Below are 17525 nucleotides of genomic sequence, written 5' to 3'. Positions count from 1 at the left end.
TCTTCCCTTAATGAGGAAATCTATGTTAATCAATGGAACATCAAGAGGGAGAGAAAAAAATGACTGGAAAAGCAAGTCCTTTATTAATTCCGCAATATGTGCGTGAATTTTCATGTATTGGTTCTGCTTGTGAAGACTCATGTTGTGCTGGTTGGCGAGTAAATATTGATGAAGCTACATATAAAAAATATAAAAAAACTCAAGATAAAGAACTAAAACCCTTATTCGAAAAGAATATTATACGGAATAGATCTAATCCTTCATCAGTTAATTTTGCCAAAATTAAAATGCGAGATGGAGGAAGATGCTCTTTTTTATCTGAGGAGAATTTATGTAAGGTACAATTAAATCTTGGAGAAGACTTTCTATCGAATACATGTGCTATCTATCCACGAACCTTGAATAAAATAAACGGTGTAGTTGAGAAATCACTAACGATGTCTTGCCCGGAAGCGGCAAGATTAGCTTTATTGAACCCGAATGGAATGGAATTTGATGAGGCAGAAGAATTAAATACACATGGTTTTATCCTAAAAGAATTAGATACGAGTAATCCGAAATTAATGAATAAACCAATTAAGTATTTCTGGGAACTTCGTATTTTTACCATACAAGTCCTACAGGACAGAACATACTCTCTAAATGAACGTCTAATTTTCCTAGGATTATTCTTTAGAAAAGTGCAAGAAGCGGTTGACCATGGTAAATTAGATTCTTTTCAAGATATCATTGCACACTACGCAACAATGTTGGCAAATGGAGGAGCAAAATCTGATCTTTCTAACGTCCAGACACACTTAGCAATTCAAATGGAGTTATGCAAAGAGTTGCTTGATTATCGGGTAGCGCACGGGATAGGAAGCGAAAGATACAAGAAATGCTTATCAGAAACTTTACAAGGAATTGAATACACAAATGAAGCAGATGTAGAAGAGATTGCAGAGAGGTATAAGGAGGCTTTTGAAGAGTATTTTATGCCTTTGATGAGTGAACATGAATATATTCTTGAAAACTATTTAGTAAACTATGTCTTCAAAAATATCTTCCCGTTTGGGAATAAAACTATGTTCGATGATTATGTAATGCTTATCCTACATTATTCTATAATTAAACTTCATTTAATCGGTATGGCTGGTTTTCATAAGGGACTAACAACAGAATTAGTTATTACACTAATCCAATCATTTTCTAAATCAGTTGAACATAACAATGTTTACTTGAAAAGGGCTTTTAATTTACTGAGAGATAACGGATTTACAACAATGGCATATATGGCTATTTTAATTAAGAATTAAGGTCACTCCTCGAGGGAACATGAGGGTAAAGATATAGTCTATTCTGTAACTGAAAGGTACAGTCACAAAGTAAGCGAACCAACAACCACAAGGAGTTCTACAACTTCTTTGCTAATTTAAGATTATCTGAAAGGGATCCTAGTTTTGCTAGGGTCTCTATATTCCATTTAGGGGGATTTTAAATGAGTAATTTTGGTCGATAGTGGCTTTGACACATCTTCTACTCTTAGATGTGTGGATTGTGGCAATGAGGAAGAGTCCAAAGTAGGAAAAGTAGCAATGCCGTCTGGTGCAAGTGCTACCATAGAAGAAATAATTACGCAAGCTAAAATGGAAGCTGGAATCTAAAAAAAGTACCTTTATAAAGGCTAATAAATCGCCTGAATTTAGGTAATATTTTTTGTATTTGGAAATGATCCCTATACTGAAATTGATTCGAAATGCCTTGCGAAATTATGTTTGTTCTTTAAGAAGATCTCCGTATTCTTTTCCTAAGTAAAAATAAAAATGAAGGTTGATACCTCGAGGATGAAGAAACTCATTCCTTTCATTTCAGATTTTTCCAATTCCATTATTAATATTCCAGGTGTACTACCGATATAAAGAATAGGGATTATACCGAGGGGAGAATAAAAGATGTTGGAAAAAATTTCTACTTTTAATGGATCAATACAATCGAATGTTTATACATCTACTGCGCCACAAGTGATTAAGCAAACGACCCATGAGAATAAGGCTGAAATAGACCAACAACAAGATAAACATCAGCAGCCCCAGTCGAAAGATCAATTAGAAAAAGTCGTGAAAAGCATGAATGAATTTGTAAAAGCCTCAAATACCCATTTAAAGTTTCAATTTCATGATGAACTTAAGGAATATTATGTTTCGATTGTTGATAATACAACGAATGAAGTGGTGAAAGAAATTCCGCCAAAGAAGCTGTTGGATATGTATGCAGCTATGACGGACTTTCTGGGAATACTCGTAGACCGAAAAGTGTAAAAGGAGTGAATCGATAATGAGAATTAGTGGAATAGCAAGTGGAATGGATATTGATCAGATGGTTAAGGATTTGATGAAAGCTGAACGTGCGCCTCTTGATAAGATGAAACAACAGAAGCAAACTTTACAATGGCAGAGAGATGACTATCGTTCACTTAATACATTGATGCTTGATTTTCGCAGTACATTAACGCAGATGAAATTAACATCTAATTATCGTGCAAGACAAACATCATCAACCGATGAGTCAAAATTAACTGCTATTGCTAGTGGATCAGCGGGTAAATCATCTTATTCTATATCGAATGTGACACAATTAGCTAGCGCTGAAACACAAGTAAATGGTGGTAACATAGCCGGAATAGGAAAGACTTTTGATTCTAGCAAAGGGATTTTTGGACAAAAGGAAAGTATGGCTCAATCTGGAACGGATGTATGGAAACAAGGTGTTGTCGAATCAAAGACAATTAGTAATCCAAGTAGTGGCGCTACAATTACTACAGGACTCACCAATATTGATGATACGACAATTGATTCATGGAGTGTAAAAGTTAGTGGTAAGTCCTATAAGGTTATTACAGGCGGCACTCCCGGTGACAATGAAGTACTTGTGGATTCAAATGGAAATTTAACATTTAATAAAGAAATAGCTCAAGGAACTTCGATTCGTATAGATTATGTAGCGAAGGAAAAAACAGATTCATTTAAACTACAATACAATTCATCGCAAGTACAAATATCACGTGGTTCTATTAATAATGTGTCGTCAATTCTAATAAAAGATGGCAATGGTACTACCATCGATAATTTAACCATTCAAGGCAATCCAAATGATTTGACTCGCGAAATTAAAAATTCGAGTGGTGATGTAGTTGGTACTTTAAATTCGGAAACAGGAAAAATTACATTTACTGACAAGATGCCATTACCAGCTGAAGATGTTACAGATCCTGGTGACTTAAGAAATTTTGAAATAACGTACGACCAGAACTACACAACCTTTTCAATGGATACCCATACATCAAAAGGTCAGAAGCATGAGTCATTCTTAATTCAAGGAAATGAGTCATTGAATTCCGTTATAGGTAAGGTAAATGGGTCTAGTGTTGGTGTTACGATGTTCTATGATTCTAATACAGGACAAGCTTCCTTGACGCGAGCAGAAACAGGAGATTTTAATACAGGCGCAGGCAGAGAAATTAGTACGAGTGGAAGCTTTATCAATGATGTATTGAAATTCGGCACTGCAACTGTTACAGGTGGACAAAACGCTAAATTTGAAATAAATGGTTTAGAGACAGAACGTTCCTCGAATACATTCGAAATGAACGGTGTTACCTTTACAATTAAGCAAAAATTTACAGATGCAGTTAGTGTAAACGTTAGTAATGACTCGAGTAAAGTGGCAGAAAATATTAAGGAATTTGTGAAGAAGTATAATGAATTGGTTGATAAAATTCAATCAAAACTGTCTGAGGATCGCAATCGAACTTATTTGCCTTTAACAGATGAACAACGGGAAGAAATGAGTGAAAAGCAGCAGGAATTATGGGATGAGAAGGCGAAAAGTGGTTTGCTGAGACATGATCCGATTCTATCAAGCGTATTATCTGAAATGCGGTTGGATTTTTATCAGCCTGTTCAAAATAGTAATGTTGCAGACGCATATAATCAGTTAGCAAAAATAGGTATTACAACTTCAAAAGACTATCTTAAAGGTGGCAAACTAGAAATTAATGAAGCAAAATTACTGAAAGCGATTGAAGAAGATCCTGAATCAGTTGAAAATTTATTCCGTGGGGAAGGTACGACCGAGAGTGAAAAAGGAATTGTCCACCGTTTATATGATTCTGTATCGGTATCGATGGATAAATTAAAAGAAAAAGCAGGGAATTCTACCACAAATTCTCAACAGTATGCTCTTGGGCGTCAACTCGATAATGTTGATAAGCGAATCGACCGCTTTGAAGACCGCTTAAAAGACGTGGAAGCACGTTATTGGCGTCAATTTACGGCAATGGAAAAAGCGATTCAGCAAGCCAATTCACAATCGGCTTATCTTATGCAGCAATTTGGCGGCGGAATGTAAGGGATTTAAAGGAGTGTAATAAATGGTGGTAAATAATCCGTATCAAGCATATAAAAGCAATTCAGTGACAACGGCTTCTCCTGGTGAACTTACACTCATGTTATACAATGGTTGTTTAAAGTTTATTCACCAGGCTAAGATTGCGATTGAGAATAATCAAATTTCAGAGAGAAATACGAATATCATTAAAGCTGAGAATATTATTAGTGAGTTAATGGTCACTTTAAACATGGATCTAGAAGTCTCTAAAAATATGATGACGCTCTATGACTACATGCATCGCCGTCTTGTGGAAGCTAATGTGAAAAATGATATTGCAATATTAGAAGAAGTTGAGGAGCTTGTTGTCGAGTTTCGTGATACATGGAAACAGCTTATTCAGTTGAATCGCCAGCAGCAATTTAAAGAAAGCAGTCAAGTGTAATGAGTGCAGTTCAAGAATATTTTGACTTGACGAAACAGCTTTATATGATTCTGCAAGGACAAGTAGGTGCCGATGAAAGAGAGGATATCATTCATCAAGTAGAGGCTTTACTTGAAAAACGAGGTCCTCTACTGGTACAGCTTACTCCTCCTTATTCGCTTGATGAACAAGAACTTGGAAAGCAGATCATCCAGTGGGAACAAGAGATTAATCGTCTAATGAAGAACCTAAAGTCTCAAATCCAGACGGATCTTCAAGAACTAAAGAAAAAGAAGAATCATGTCCAAAGTTACTCAAATCCATACGAAGCAGTGAATGGATTAGATGGAGTTTATTACGATAAAAAGAATTAACCTCTGAGCTCTAGGAAAACAAACAGCTTTATTCCTTAAAATGAAACATAAAAAGGAGGGCTCTATGTGGATAGTGCTCTTATGTCAATGGCACTAAGTCAAAGTCAAGTTCAGCAACAAGCTTCAATCCTAGTGATGAAAAAAGCAATGAATCAAGCAGAAGGAAATGCTAATTTTATCAATGAGATGCTAGGGGGAGCTAACTTGCAAGCTCTGCAGCAAGCTGCACAACCGCATCTTGGCGGAACCATCGATCTAAAAGGATAAGAAAAACAAAGGAGTAGCCAATCGGTTACTCTTTTTCTTGAAAGATAATTCTATGATTCGCCCATATCAAATTAGAGGTGCGAAAATCTCTACCACAGAGCATTGAGCTTACACCTCCTTTTGTTAGACACAATTAACAATTGGAGGTGTTTTTTATTGGGGAAAATTTAAATATTTTACATTTACATGACCCTTTAAAAGATTCTTAATATTCATTCCAGTTGGTTTCACTTCCTAATACTAATCATTTATACTTCACAAAACCGTCAAATCCCACAAACTTTTTCACTGTACTAGCAGGAGTTTTATAGGGTAAAATAGAATTGTAATATATAGTCTTTATTAAAAGACTTAGTGCTTTTAAAGGAAGCCGTTACAGATCGAGCAAACCTTGAAAGCACGGCATTTGTATAATGAAAAGGAGGAGCTCACTTATGAATTTTAACATTCGTGGTGAAAACATTGAGGTAACTCCAGCAATTAGAGAGTATGTAGAGAAGAAGATTGCTAAATTGGAAAGGTATTTTACTGAAACTCCTGAATCAACCGTGCATGTTAATTTAAAAACGTATCAAGATAAAACTTCTAAAGTAGAAGTAACGATTCCGATGCCGAATTTAGTGCTTCGTGCAGAGGAAGTTCATGATGATATGTATGCAGCAATTGACTTAATTACTGATAAATTAGAGCGTCAAATACGCAAGCATAAAACAAAGGTAAACCGTAAATTCCGTGAAAAAGGCAATATTCCTGCTATGTTCGTTACTTTAGATGAGTCAGAAAGAACAGTAGTAGATGAGGATCAGGATCTTGAAGTTGTTCGTCAAAAGAGCTTTGATCTGAAGCCAATGGACAGCGAAGAAGCCATCCTGCAAATGAATATGCTAGGCCATAGCTTCTATGTGTTCACGAATGCTGAAACAAGCTTAACGAATGTAGTGTACAAGCGCAAAGACGGCCGTTACGGCTTAATTGAAGCACAATAATAGAACAAGACCTTCACTCTGACTGAGTGGGGGTCTTTTTACGCCTTTGGCAGATAAAGTGAAACTTCCATCAGTGGGGGTTTTTTTCATCCCCCACTGATGGTTAGTTAAACTAATGGGGCTTTTACGGGCGGTTGTCCCCCACCTATCTTCCACATTTCTCTCTCAATCTTGAGGTGGGGGTCTTACTGCACGTTAATACGGGATAAATTTTCCCTTTAATTGTTTTATTATTTGGTATAATCAAAATAATAAAACAATTAAAGGGTGATCCCCATGAACTTTGATTTTCATTATTATCCATATACGTCGCAACGAACAACGGTTATGGCTAAAAGAGGGATGGTTGCCACCTCACAGCCGTTAGCCGCACAGGTCGGTTTAGAAATATTAAAAAAGGGTGGAAACGCGGTTGATGCAGCGATTGCAACGGCCGCAGCCTTAACGGTCTTGGAGCCGACATCAAATGGCATTGGCGGGGATGCTTATGCACTTGTTTGGATAAACGGAAAGCTGCATGGATTAGATGCAAGCGGTCCTGCCCCGAAATCGATTTCGATTGAAGCGGTGAAGGAAAGAGGATATGAAAAAATGCCTGTCCACGGATGGCTGCCTGTTACCGTACCAGGTGCACCATCAGGGTGGGCAGAATTATCGAAACGATTTGGTAAGCTTTCATTGTCGGAAGTGCTGAAGCCTGCCATAGAATATGCAGAAAATGGGTACCCTTTGACCCCTACTTTAGGCAAGAATTGGGAGTATGCCTATCAAAATTTCAAGCAAATTCTTAAAGGTGATGAATTCAAGCATTGGTTTGAAATCTTTGCTCCTCATGGAAGAGCCCCGAGAGTTGGAGAGATCTGGAGTTCAAAGGATCATGCTGCAACATTGAGATCTATTGGGGAAACAAACGCAGAAAGCTTTTACAAAGGGGAATTAGCTGAGAAAATTTCCGCATTTTCTAAGAAGTATCATGAATTTCTATCAAAGGAGGATTTGGCAGGCTATCAAGCGGAATGGGTAGAGCCGATTAAAGTTAATTACCGCGGATATGATGTGTGGGAGATTCCCCCGAGCGGACAAGGATTGATCACGCTTTTAGCTCTTAATATTGTAAAAGGCTTTTCATTTATTCATCGGGATTCTGTTGATACCCTACATAAGCAAATTGAAGCGATGAAGCTTGCTTTTACAGATGGCCGCGCTTTTATTACAGATCCAAGGGATATGAGGGTAGCGGTGGAAGATCTGTTATCAGAGGAATATGCGGCTTCAAGGAGAGCTGAAATCGGCGAGTATGCCATAAATCCATGGCCGTATCAGCCGAAAAGCGGAGGTACTGTTTATTTGGCCACAGCGGATGGAGAGGGGAATATGGTCTCTTTCATCCAAAGTAATTATATGGGATTTGGCTCAGGGCTTGTTGTTCCCGGGACGGGCATCGCCTTGCAAAATAGAGGGCATGATTTCTCGCTTGATCCGCATCATCCTAATGCATTGAAGCCTGGGAAAAAGACGTATCATACGATCATGCCAGGATTTTTAACAAAAGGAGATCAAGCATTTGGTCCTTTCGGAGTAATGGGGGGCTATATGCAGCCGCAAGGGCATATGCAGGTGGTGATGAATACAATTGATTTTCACCTAAATCCACAAGCTGCTCTAGATGCACCGAGATGGAAATGGGTTGAAGACAAAAAGGTGCTTGTTGAGCCGCATTTTCCCTATCCATTGGCCCAAGCACTTATTAGAAAAGGGCATCAAATTGAAATGATGGTTGATTTAGGTGGCTTTGGCCGTGGGCAAATCATTTGGCGAGATATTAAAACAGGTGTGTTAATGGGCGGAACAGAGGCGCGAACAGACGGAATGATTGCAGCGTGGTAAGAGGATGAGAAACAAGGAAGTTTAACCTAGCCTAAAAAATGATAAGAACCTTACTAAGGTTGTCCTATAAGGTGTCTGGCATCCACTTAATACACAGTATCTAAATCCCACACACTTATTGATATTAGATATTGTTCGTGGAGCCTGACACCTATGCTTTTGGGACAGCCCTTTTTTCTTAGCAGTGACTCCCGTTTTCCTCTCCACCCCACATAAGTTGTCACTCCATTTTGAAAGTGGTAATATTAATAGGAATAAATTCGAGCTTTCATGGGAGGATTTAGCCGGAAAGCGGCGAAATTCTAAAAACAGGCCATTTTTTGGCCATTTTTAATCGCTTGTTTTAAAAATGCGTTTTGCCTAGGGCTTTCATTATTGTCCTCTCATATCCAATATAAAGGAGCGTTTTAAATGCTTGGGATTTTAAATAAAGTGTTCGATCAAAATAAACGCGAACTAAAACGCCTTACGAAAATAGCTGAACAAGTTGAGGCTTTGGCTTCAGATATGGAAAAGCTTTCTGATGAAGACCTTCGGGCAAAAACGGAGGAATTTAAAGCGCGATATCAAAAGGGTGAATCATTGGATGATTTGCTAGTTGAATCGTTTGCGGTTGTTAGAGAAGGAGCGAGACGTGTCCTTGGATTATATCCGTATCCTGTCCAAATCATGGGGGGGGCTTCCCTTCACGATGGAAATATTTCCGAGATGAAAACAGGAGAAGGGAAAACATTAACTTCTACGATGCCTGTGTATTTGAACGCATTATCAGGCAAAGGGGTTCACGTCGTTACGGTCAACGAATACCTTGCAAGCCGTGATGCGAATGAGATGGGGCAGCTATATGAATTCCTCGGTCTAACTGTCGGTTTGAATTTAAACGGTCTAAATAAAGAAGAGAAGCAAGCTGCATATGCTGCCGACGTAACGTATAGCACGAATAATGAGCTTGGCTTTGATTATTTGCGCGATAATATGGTTCTTTACAAAGAGCAAAAAGTACAGCGCCCGCTATTTTATGCTGTTATTGATGAGGTTGACTCGATTTTAATCGATGAAGCTCGTACACCGTTAATTATTTCTGGTACAGCACAAAAGTCGACTTCGCTTTATATTCAAGCCAATGCGTTTGTCCGTACTTTGAAAAAAGAAGAAGATTTTACGTATGATGAAAAAACAAAAGGAGTTCAGCTGACAGAAGAAGGAATGACGAAGGCTGAGCGTGCTTTTGGAATTGAAAACTTATTTGATATTACGCATGTTTCTTTAAACCATCACATTACTCAGGCATTAAAAGCTAATTCAAGCATGCATCTTGATGTTGATTATGTCGTTCAAGATGGAGAAATTGTCATTGTTGACCAATTCACAGGCCGTTTGATGAAGGGACGTCGCTATAGTGATGGTCTTCATCAGGCAATTGAGGCAAAAGAAGGTCTGGACATTCAAAATGAAAGCATGACGCTTGCTACGATTACATTCCAGAACTACTTCCGTATGTATGAAAAGCTTTCGGGAATGACGGGTACTGCGAAAACAGAGGAAGAGGAATTCCGCAATATTTACAATATGTATGTTGTTGTGATTCCAACGAATCGTTCGATTGCTCGTGATGATCGCGCAGACTTGATTTATTCATCCATTGATGGAAAATTCCGTGCCGTTGTTGAGGATATTGCTGAGCGTCATCAAAAAGGCCAGCCTGTTCTTGTTGGTACCGTTGCGATTGAAACATCAGAAGTGATTTCAAAATATTTAACGAAAAAAGGGATTCGCCATAATGTGTTGAACGCGAAAAACCATGGCCGTGAAGCTGAAATTATTGCTGATGCTGGTGAACAAGGATCTGTCACGATTGCAACGAATATGGCTGGTCGTGGTACGGACATTAAGCTTGGTGAAGGGGTTAAAGAATTAGGAGGCTTAGCCGTCATTGGAACGGAGCGACATGAGAGCCGCCGTATTGATAACCAGCTCCGCGGACGTTCTGGACGTCAAGGAGATCCGGGGATTACTCAATTCTACCTTTCAATGGAAGATGAATTAATGCGCCGCTTCGGTTCTGATAATATGAAATCAATGATGGATCGTCTTGGCATGGATGATTCACAGCCAATTCAAAGTAAAATGGTATCCAAGGCAGTTGAATCTGCACAGAAACGTGTAGAGGGCAATAACTTTGATGCTCGTAAACAGCTTCTTTCCTATGATGATGTTCTCCGCCAGCAGCGTGAAATTCTTTATACACAGCGTAACGAGGTATTAGAATCAGAGAATCTTCGCGAAATCGTTGAGAATATGATTACGACTACCATTGAACGTAATGTTGCAGGTTTTGCTCCTAATAATGGAGATGAGGAAGAGTGGAATTTACAAGGTCTTATCGATTATGTGAATGGAAATCTTCTTCATGAAGGAGATATTACAATCGATCAGCTCCGTGGCAAGGATTCAGAAGAAATCGTTGAAGTTATTTTTGCCAAAGTGAAGGAACGATACGATGAAAAAGAAGAAGTTCTTCAGTCTGAGCAAATGCGAGAATTCGAAAAGGTAATCGTGCTTCGCGCTGTTGATTCGAAATGGATTGATCATATCGATGCAATGGATCAGCTCCGCCAAGGGATCCACCTTCGTGCATATGGACAAATTGATCCACTGCGCGAATACCAGCAGGAAGGCTTTGCGATGTTTGAGCATATGATTGCTGCTATTGAGGAAGATGTTGCGAAGTATATTATGAAAGCTGAAATTCGCAATAATCTAGAGCGCCAGGAAGTGGCAAAAGGCCAAGCCGTGAATCCAAAGGAAGACGGAGAAAAGGTGAAGAAAAAGCCAGTCACCAAACAAATTGATGTTGGCCGAAATGATCCATGTATATGTGGAAGCGGTAAAAAGTATAAAAACTGTTGTGGAATTTAATAGATGAAGAAGGCCGGCGAGCCGCTAATGACAGCTAAGCCGGCTTTCTTTTTTGCTTTTTAGAAGGCTGTTTAGGGGTTAAAATACACAATAATTGCCTTTATTAAAAATAAAATTGACGAACACGTACTTTTATGTGAAATTAATTTATTGAAGCAGTATAATAAGTATCATGTTTTTAAGCTAATCGGAAAGTTTAAGTTTATTAACGTGCTAAAGTGAGATTGAGACTTTAATTTAGTCTCTGCAAAAAATATCGCGTAAGAAAGACTAAGGCATCGCCGGAAAAACCTAGCGGATGCCAAGTTTTTCTAAAAGTGGTTACGATTTAAACTAAATAAGAGGTGACGAAATTGGAATTAGCAGATATTCGAAATGAACTAGAAAAAACAGCTAAGCGATTGGCGGACTTTAGGGGGTCTCTTTGACTTAGAAAATAAAGAGGCACGGATTGCTGAACTTGATGATGAAATGCTTCAGCCTGGATTTTGGGATAATCAGCAGCAGGCTCAGGTTGTCATTGGGGAGCTTAATGGATTAAAGGATCAGGTTCATGAACTGTATGATTTAAATGAAACTTATGAAAACCTTGAGTTAACGTATGAGCTTGTTAAGGAAGAAAATGACCAAGAGCTGCAGGAAGAGCTTGAGAGTGAACTGAAGGAAATGACGAAGCGTTTAAACGAGTTTGAGCTTCAGCTTCTTCTTAGTGAGCCATATGATAAAAATAATGCGATTCTTGAACTGCATCCAGGAGCTGGAGGAACGGAGTCTCAGGATTGGGGTTCCATGCTTCTTCGTATGTATACTCGTTGGGCAGAGAAGAAAGGCTTTAAAGTAGAAACATTGGACTATCTTCCAGGTGACGAGGCCGGAATTAAAAGTGTTACACTTGGAATTAAAGGTCACAATGCATATGGATATTTGAAGGCGGAAAAAGGCGTGCACCGTTTAGTTAGGATTTCACCGTTCGACTCTTCTGGCCGCCGACATACTTCCTTCGTATCCTGTGAAATCATGCCTGAGTTTAATGATGAGATCGATATTGATATTCGCACAGAAGATTTGAAGGTTGACACTTACCGTGCAAGTGGTGCTGGTGGGCAGCACATTAACACAACAGACTCTGCTGTGAGGATTACCCATATTCCAACGGGTGTGGTCGTTACTTGCCAAACGGAGCGTTCACAAATAAAAAACCGTGACCGTGCTATGAAAATGCTTAAAGCAAAGCTTTACCAAAAGAAAATTGAAGAGCAGGAGCAGCAGCTTGCAGATATTCGAGGCGAACAAAAGGAAATCGGCTGGGGTAGCCAAATCCGTTCTTATGTTTTCCATCCTTATTCCATGGTAAAGGATCACCGGACTAGCACAGAGTCTGGTAATGTTCAAGGTGTTATGGATGGGGACCTTGATCCTTTTATTGATGCATTTCTTCGTTCGAAATTAAGTTAAAATAATAGCCTTTGCCAAATATTCAATTCGGCAAAGGCTTCTTTATGTTGGAAAAATTGGCGTTTGCCTATGAAAAAATTGAGGCAATTACTTGACGTGGATTTTTCTTATGACTGCATCCATTACTGCTTAATGAGTGCCGCTTTTATCATTGAGGTATTTGCTATCACTTTTGTTTCCTGTTAACTTATCGGAAATAATACGAAAGGTTTCTTCATGCTGATCCAGCTTGAACTCGATATGCTTGAAATGGCTTCTAAATTCTGTTGCATTATTATTAATCGTGTTTTCAAGCTTGCAAAGGCCATCTTCCACATTCCCTAATCGACCTTTGACATCGCTTAATTCGCCTTCGACATTCTCTAATTTAACTTCAACATTCTCTAATTTAAATTCAACATTCTCTAGTCGATTTTCGACATTCTCTAATTTAAATTCAACATTCTCTAGTCGATTTTCGACATTTTCTAACTTAACTTCAACACGATCTAATCGATTTTCGACATTTTCTAACTTAACTTCAACACGATCTAATCGATTTTCGACATTTTCTAGCTTAACTTCAACGGTATCAAATCTCTTATCCATTAAGTCAAATCTATTCGAATGCTCTTTTAACTCGGCCAAAATTTTATTAAGAATTTTCTCCATTCTCTCACCTCCTTTTCAAGATTATACCACGGAAACATAATAAAAAATCTTTCAATATTAATTAATAGTATAAGGAAATATTCCATAACCTACTACAAAATGAGTTCAAACAATCGAATTCAGTTTATTTCTTTAATACAGCAATCTAATGGGATTTACACATGATTATTCCCCATGCTATACTCTGTCGGTAACTGTCGAAAAAAAGATTAACTAAAAAAATTAAGGCTTTTCGAGGCTGTGTTCTTCACATGAATAGAAGATATAACATTGACAGAGAACTAAAGGAGAAGTTGTATGGGGAAAAATAAGCTTGATTCCATAAAAAACTCAGAATCGGGGATTCTACGAGAGTATATTTACGTACTGATTGGTGCTGCAATCATTGCGTTTACTTTTAACGTGTTTTTGCTTCCGAATCGGGTCGCCTCTGGAGGGGTGAGCGGAATTAGTACGATTTTGAATGAGCTTGTTGGCTGGGAGCCTGCGTACGTACAGTGGGCATTAAATATTCCACTTTTTATTGCTGGAGTAATCTTACTAGGTAAGCAATTCGGTGTAAAAACACTTGTAGGAACGATTTTTCTTCCTTTTGTCGTTTTTTTAACAAAAGATTTTGAGGCATGGACCCATGATCCTTTGCTAGCCTCTTTATTTGGCGGAATCGGCGTTGGTCTGGGTTTGGGAATTGTTTTCAAAGGGAAGGCATCTACAGGCGGGACAGATCTCGCTGCCCAAATCATTAATAAATATACCGGCCTTTCTTTAGGGACATGTGTTGCGATGATTGATGGTTTGATTGTTCTTACAGCAGCGATTGTGTTTGATATTGAAAGAGGCCTTTACGCCTTGCTGGCCCTCTATGTAACAAGTAAAACGATTGATATTGTTCAGATAGGGTTTGGTCGTTCAAAAATGGCATTGATTATTACGGATAAACAAAATGAAATTCGTGAAGGAATTTTGAATAAAATCCATAGAGGAGTGACAAAACTAACAGCATACGGTGGTTATACTGATCATGAGCGCCCTGTTCTTATGTGTGTCGTTGACCAGACGGAGTTCACAAAGTTGAAACAATTAGTCAAATCCATTGACCCGACAGCGTTTATCGTGGTAACTGACGCTTCTGAGGTCCTTGGTGAGGGTTTCAAACGGGTGTAGAATATTGGTATAATGTAGCTGTAGTATGTAATTTTTCCAGAGGGGGATTTTGCAGTGAAAAAGAAGCTTCTTGCATTACTTATGGGTACTTCTCTTGTTCTTGCAGCTTGCGGTGGCGCAGATGATACAAAAGAGAAGGACACAGGTACAACAAAAGGTGGAGAAACCACAACAGCTGCTGGAGATGCTCAAAAGCTATATGATCAAAAGTGCTCAAGCTGTCATGGCGGCAACCTTGAAGGTTCTGTAGGTCCTGCACTTGATAAAGCAGGTTCTAAGCTTTCCAAGGAAGATATTGAAAACATTATCGCCAATGGTAAAGGTGCAATGCCAAGTGGTCTTCTTAGTGGTGATGAAGCATCACAAGTTGCTGAGTGGTTAGCAGCTAAAAAGTAATTAGCTCTCGAAAGACGTTCTGTTCGCGCAGGACGTTTTTTTAATTCATATGAACAATTTTTCACTGTCTTTGGATGATAGAGGAAAATGACGGACAGTGGTCTATTTAACACTTTTTCTGACCACTCATCCGCTGAAAACTACAAGCGATGGTCCATTTATCTTCCTTTCTGACCACTTCTCCTCTTAAAACTGCAGGCAGTGGTCTATTTAGCACTTTTTCTGACCACTCATCCGCTGAAAACTACGAGCGATGGTCCATTTAGCTTCCTTTTTGACCACTTCTCCTCTTAAAACTGCAGGCAGTGGTCTATTTAGCTCTTTATCTGACCACTCATCCGCTGAAAACTACGAGCGGCGGTCTATTTAGCATCCTTTCTGACCACTTCTCCTCTCAAAAACTGCAGGCAGTGGTCTATTTAGCTCTCTTTCTGACCACTCATCCGCTGAAAACTACGAGTGTTGGTCCATTTATCCTCCTTTCTGACCACTTCTCCGCTAAAAACTACGAGCGGTGGTCCATTTATCTTCCTTTCTGACCACTTCTCCGCTAAAAACTACGAGCGGTGGTCCATTTATCTTCCTTTCTGACCACTTCTCCTCTTAAAAAATAGATTATTAGGTGTAAAAAAATAGATAGAATAGGTAAATTTTCATATTGAAAAGAAAATGTAATAATTTTTCAACGTAATAAGACAAATTATGATGTTATAATGGGGTGTACGGAAATTACCAAGAGCATCCTAGTTATGTTCTGTTCAAATGTTGTCGTTTTTTATCGAAAGATGTTTTAATAAAATAATATGTGATGAATTCGTTTTACTATATAAAGATTAATAGAAGCGAAGCAGCTTCCGCTTTTCTTTGTCTAGCTTCAGCGACTAGGGGCTCGAGGTCATAAGCCAATCCGTCAAGAAGGTTAAAGAACAACCTTCTCGCCGGCTCGTCTTATGCTTGTCGCCCCTGATCAAGCCGCTTCCGCTTTTCTAAATAAACACAATAGATTAGGTGATGTTAATGATAGAAATGCAAGATGTATATAAGAAGTATCCAAACGGAGTTATTGCAGCCAATGGAATAGATGTGCATATTAAAGCAGGAGAGTTTGTGTATGTGGTAGGTCCGAGCGGTGCGGGGAAATCTACTTTTATCAAAATGATGTATAGAGAAGAAAAGCCTACGAGTGGAACAATTATGATCAATGGTGTAAATCTTGCAAAATTAAAATCTAGCAAGGTACCGCTTCTTAGACGTAATATTGGGGTTGTTTTCCAGGATTTTAAATTGCTTCCGACTCTAACTGTATACGAGAATGTTGCATTTGCTCTAGAGGTAACAGAGGAGCAGCCAAAATATATTAAAAAACAGGTCATGGAAACTTTGGATCTTGTAAACTTGAAGCATAAAGCTCGGATGCTTCCGACTGAATTGTCTGGAGGGGAGCAGCAGCGTGTATCCATTGCACGTTCCATCGTGAATTCTCCTAAAGTGGTTATCGCAGACGAGCCGACAGGTAACCTTGATCCAGATACTTCATGGGAAATCATGAACATCTTTGATGAAATTAACACGAGGGGTACGACTGTGGTTATGGCAACACATAATAAGGAAATTGTAAATACCATTAAACACCGCGTAATTGCAATAGAGGGCGGGAAAATTGTCCGTGATGAACAAAGAGGTGATTACGGATATGAAAGCTAGAACCTTAAACCGTCATTTAAAAGAAAGCTTGAAAAGCCTTGCTAGAAATGGTTGGATGACCTTTGCATCTGTTAGTGCTGTTACGGTGACCCTTTTATTGGTCGGAGTATTTTTTGTTATCATGATGAATATGAATAAAGCGGCTACTGATATTGAAAAGCAGGTAGAAATCCGCGTTCATATTGATGTCGCTGCCAATGAGCAGGACCAAAAAGCGTTAGGCCAGAAAATTGAAAAGATCCCTGAAGTAAAATCGGTTCGCTATTCCCCTAAAGATGAGGAATTAGATAATCTTATTGAGAGCTTTGGAGAAGAAGGGGAAGCCTATAGGCTGTTTGAACAAGATAATCCATTAAATGATGTCTTCGTTGTAAAAACGAAGGACCCGAACGATACAATGATGGTTGCTAAGAAAATTGAAAAAATGGATTATGCAGCTAAGGTAAACTATGGCCAAGGAAGTGTTGAAAAACTCTTTTCCTTTATTAATTCAAGCCGAAATTTCGGAATTGTGCTGATCGTAGGATTGTTGTTTACGGCGATGTTCTTAATTTCTAATACAATTAAGATTACGATTACGGCAAGAAGAAGAGAAATTGAGATTATGAGATTAGTAGGAGCAACGAATTCCTTTATTCGATGGCCATTCTTCCTTGAAGGGCTGTGGCTCGGCATTCTCGGTGCAGTTCTGCCAATCATTCTTATCGCTACATCCTACCATTATTTCTTTGATTTCTTAGAGCCGAAGCTAAAAGGCAATTTTATTGAGCTTCTCAATTATAATCCTTTTGTATATCAAGTATCTGCATTGCTTCTTCTAATGGGTGGTCTCATCGGGATCTGGGGAAGTATGATGTCTGTAAGGAAATTTTTAAGAATATAGTAAAATTTAGAGGAAGAGGCTGCGGCTTCTTCCTTTTTTCGCTAAAAGGA

Annotated in this window: 15 protein-coding genes; 14 read left to right on the top strand and 1 reads right to left on the bottom strand. The window is 38.7% G+C overall.

Going from position 1 to position 17525, the window contains the following annotated elements:
- Positions 1-59 precede the first annotated feature (59 nt).
- The 10 genes from fliB (at position 60) to prfB (ending at position 12677) form a co-directional block, all read left to right on the top strand.
- The gene (gene fliB, locus FSZ17_RS21305) at positions 60-1295 is read left to right on the top strand and encodes a flagellin lysine-N-methylase (protein ID WP_057773098.1); all 1236 of its coding nucleotides are present in this window, start codon (positions 60-62) and stop codon (positions 1293-1295) included.
- A gap of 636 nt (positions 1296-1931) precedes the next feature.
- Positions 1932-2297, top strand: a complete 366-nt coding sequence (gene flaG / locus FSZ17_RS21300; RefSeq protein ID WP_057773100.1) for a flagellar protein FlaG — start codon at positions 1932-1934, stop codon at positions 2295-2297.
- Between the two features lie 16 nt (positions 2298-2313).
- Positions 2314-4386 (top strand): flagellar filament capping protein FliD, encoded by a 2073-nt coding sequence (gene fliD / locus FSZ17_RS21295; protein WP_057773102.1) that lies wholly within the window; start codon positions 2314-2316, stop codon positions 4384-4386.
- Positions 4387-4408: 22 nt separating this feature from the next.
- Complete coding sequence (fliS, locus tag FSZ17_RS21290; protein WP_057773104.1) at positions 4409-4810, top strand: flagellar export chaperone FliS; 402 nt, start codon at positions 4409-4411, stop codon at positions 4808-4810.
- Positions 4810-5163, top strand: coding sequence for a flagellar protein FliT (locus FSZ17_RS21285; RefSeq protein WP_057773107.1), 354 nt, complete (start codon positions 4810-4812; stop codon positions 5161-5163). Before fliS ends, FSZ17_RS21285 begins: the two co-directional genes overlap by 1 nt.
- Positions 5164-5229: 66 nt before the next feature.
- Complete coding sequence (locus FSZ17_RS21280) at positions 5230-5430, top strand: putative motility protein (RefSeq protein WP_057773109.1); 201 nt, start codon at positions 5230-5232, stop codon at positions 5428-5430.
- Between the two features lie 434 nt (positions 5431-5864).
- A complete protein-coding gene (gene hpf / locus FSZ17_RS21275; protein ID WP_057773111.1) occupies positions 5865-6416 on the top strand; it encodes a ribosome hibernation-promoting factor, HPF/YfiA family in 552 nt (183 codons plus the stop codon).
- A gap of 276 nt (positions 6417-6692) precedes the next feature.
- Positions 6693-8303, top strand: a complete 1611-nt coding sequence (locus FSZ17_RS21270; RefSeq protein ID WP_057773113.1) for a gamma-glutamyltransferase family protein — start codon at positions 6693-6695, stop codon at positions 8301-8303.
- A gap of 411 nt (positions 8304-8714) precedes the next feature.
- Entirely contained in the window at positions 8715-11222 is a 2508-nt protein-coding gene (gene secA / locus FSZ17_RS21265) for a preprotein translocase subunit SecA (RefSeq protein WP_057773115.1), read from the top strand.
- 353 nt (positions 11223-11575) lie between these two features.
- Positions 11576-12677 (top strand): peptide chain release factor 2 gene (gene prfB / locus FSZ17_RS21260; protein WP_146846557.1). Its coding sequence is split into 2 segments (ribosomal slippage): positions 11576-11647 and positions 11649-12677, totalling 1101 coding nucleotides; the frame shifts between segments, so codons are not numbered across the junction.
- Positions 12678-12806: 129 nt separating this feature from the next.
- Here prfB and FSZ17_RS21255 read toward each other — a convergent pair.
- Entirely contained in the window at positions 12807-13328 is a 522-nt protein-coding gene (locus FSZ17_RS21255) for a hypothetical protein (protein WP_057773119.1), read from the bottom strand.
- 297 nt (positions 13329-13625) lie between these two features.
- Here FSZ17_RS21255 and FSZ17_RS21250 point away from each other — a divergent pair, with 297 nt between their 5' ends.
- The 4 genes from FSZ17_RS21250 (at position 13626) to ftsX (ending at position 17475) form a co-directional block, all read left to right on the top strand.
- Positions 13626-14492 (top strand): YitT family protein, encoded by an 867-nt coding sequence (locus FSZ17_RS21250; RefSeq protein ID WP_057773121.1) that lies wholly within the window; start codon positions 13626-13628, stop codon positions 14490-14492.
- A gap of 54 nt (positions 14493-14546) precedes the next feature.
- Positions 14547-14888 carry a cytochrome c551 gene (gene cccB / locus FSZ17_RS21245; RefSeq protein ID WP_057773123.1) on the top strand — a complete coding sequence of 114 codons (342 nt, stop codon included), beginning with the start codon at positions 14547-14549 and terminating at the stop codon, positions 14886-14888.
- 1017 nt (positions 14889-15905) lie between these two features.
- A complete protein-coding gene (gene ftsE / locus FSZ17_RS21240; protein WP_057773125.1) occupies positions 15906-16592 on the top strand; it encodes a cell division ATP-binding protein FtsE in 687 nt (228 codons plus the stop codon).
- On the top strand, positions 16582-17475 hold the full coding sequence (ftsX, locus tag FSZ17_RS21235) for a permease-like cell division protein FtsX (protein WP_057773127.1): 894 nt from the start codon (positions 16582-16584) through the stop codon (positions 17473-17475). The genes ftsE and ftsX overlap by 11 nt, the downstream gene beginning before the upstream one ends.
- Positions 17476-17525 lie beyond the last annotated feature (50 nt).

The organism is Cytobacillus dafuensis, from assembly GCF_007995155.1.
GTDB classification, from domain to species: Bacteria; Bacillota; Bacilli; order Bacillales; family Cytobacillaceae; genus Cytobacillus; species Cytobacillus dafuensis.
Note: the sequence above shows the minus strand (reverse complement) of the source record. Positions and strands in the feature narration are given on the sequence as shown.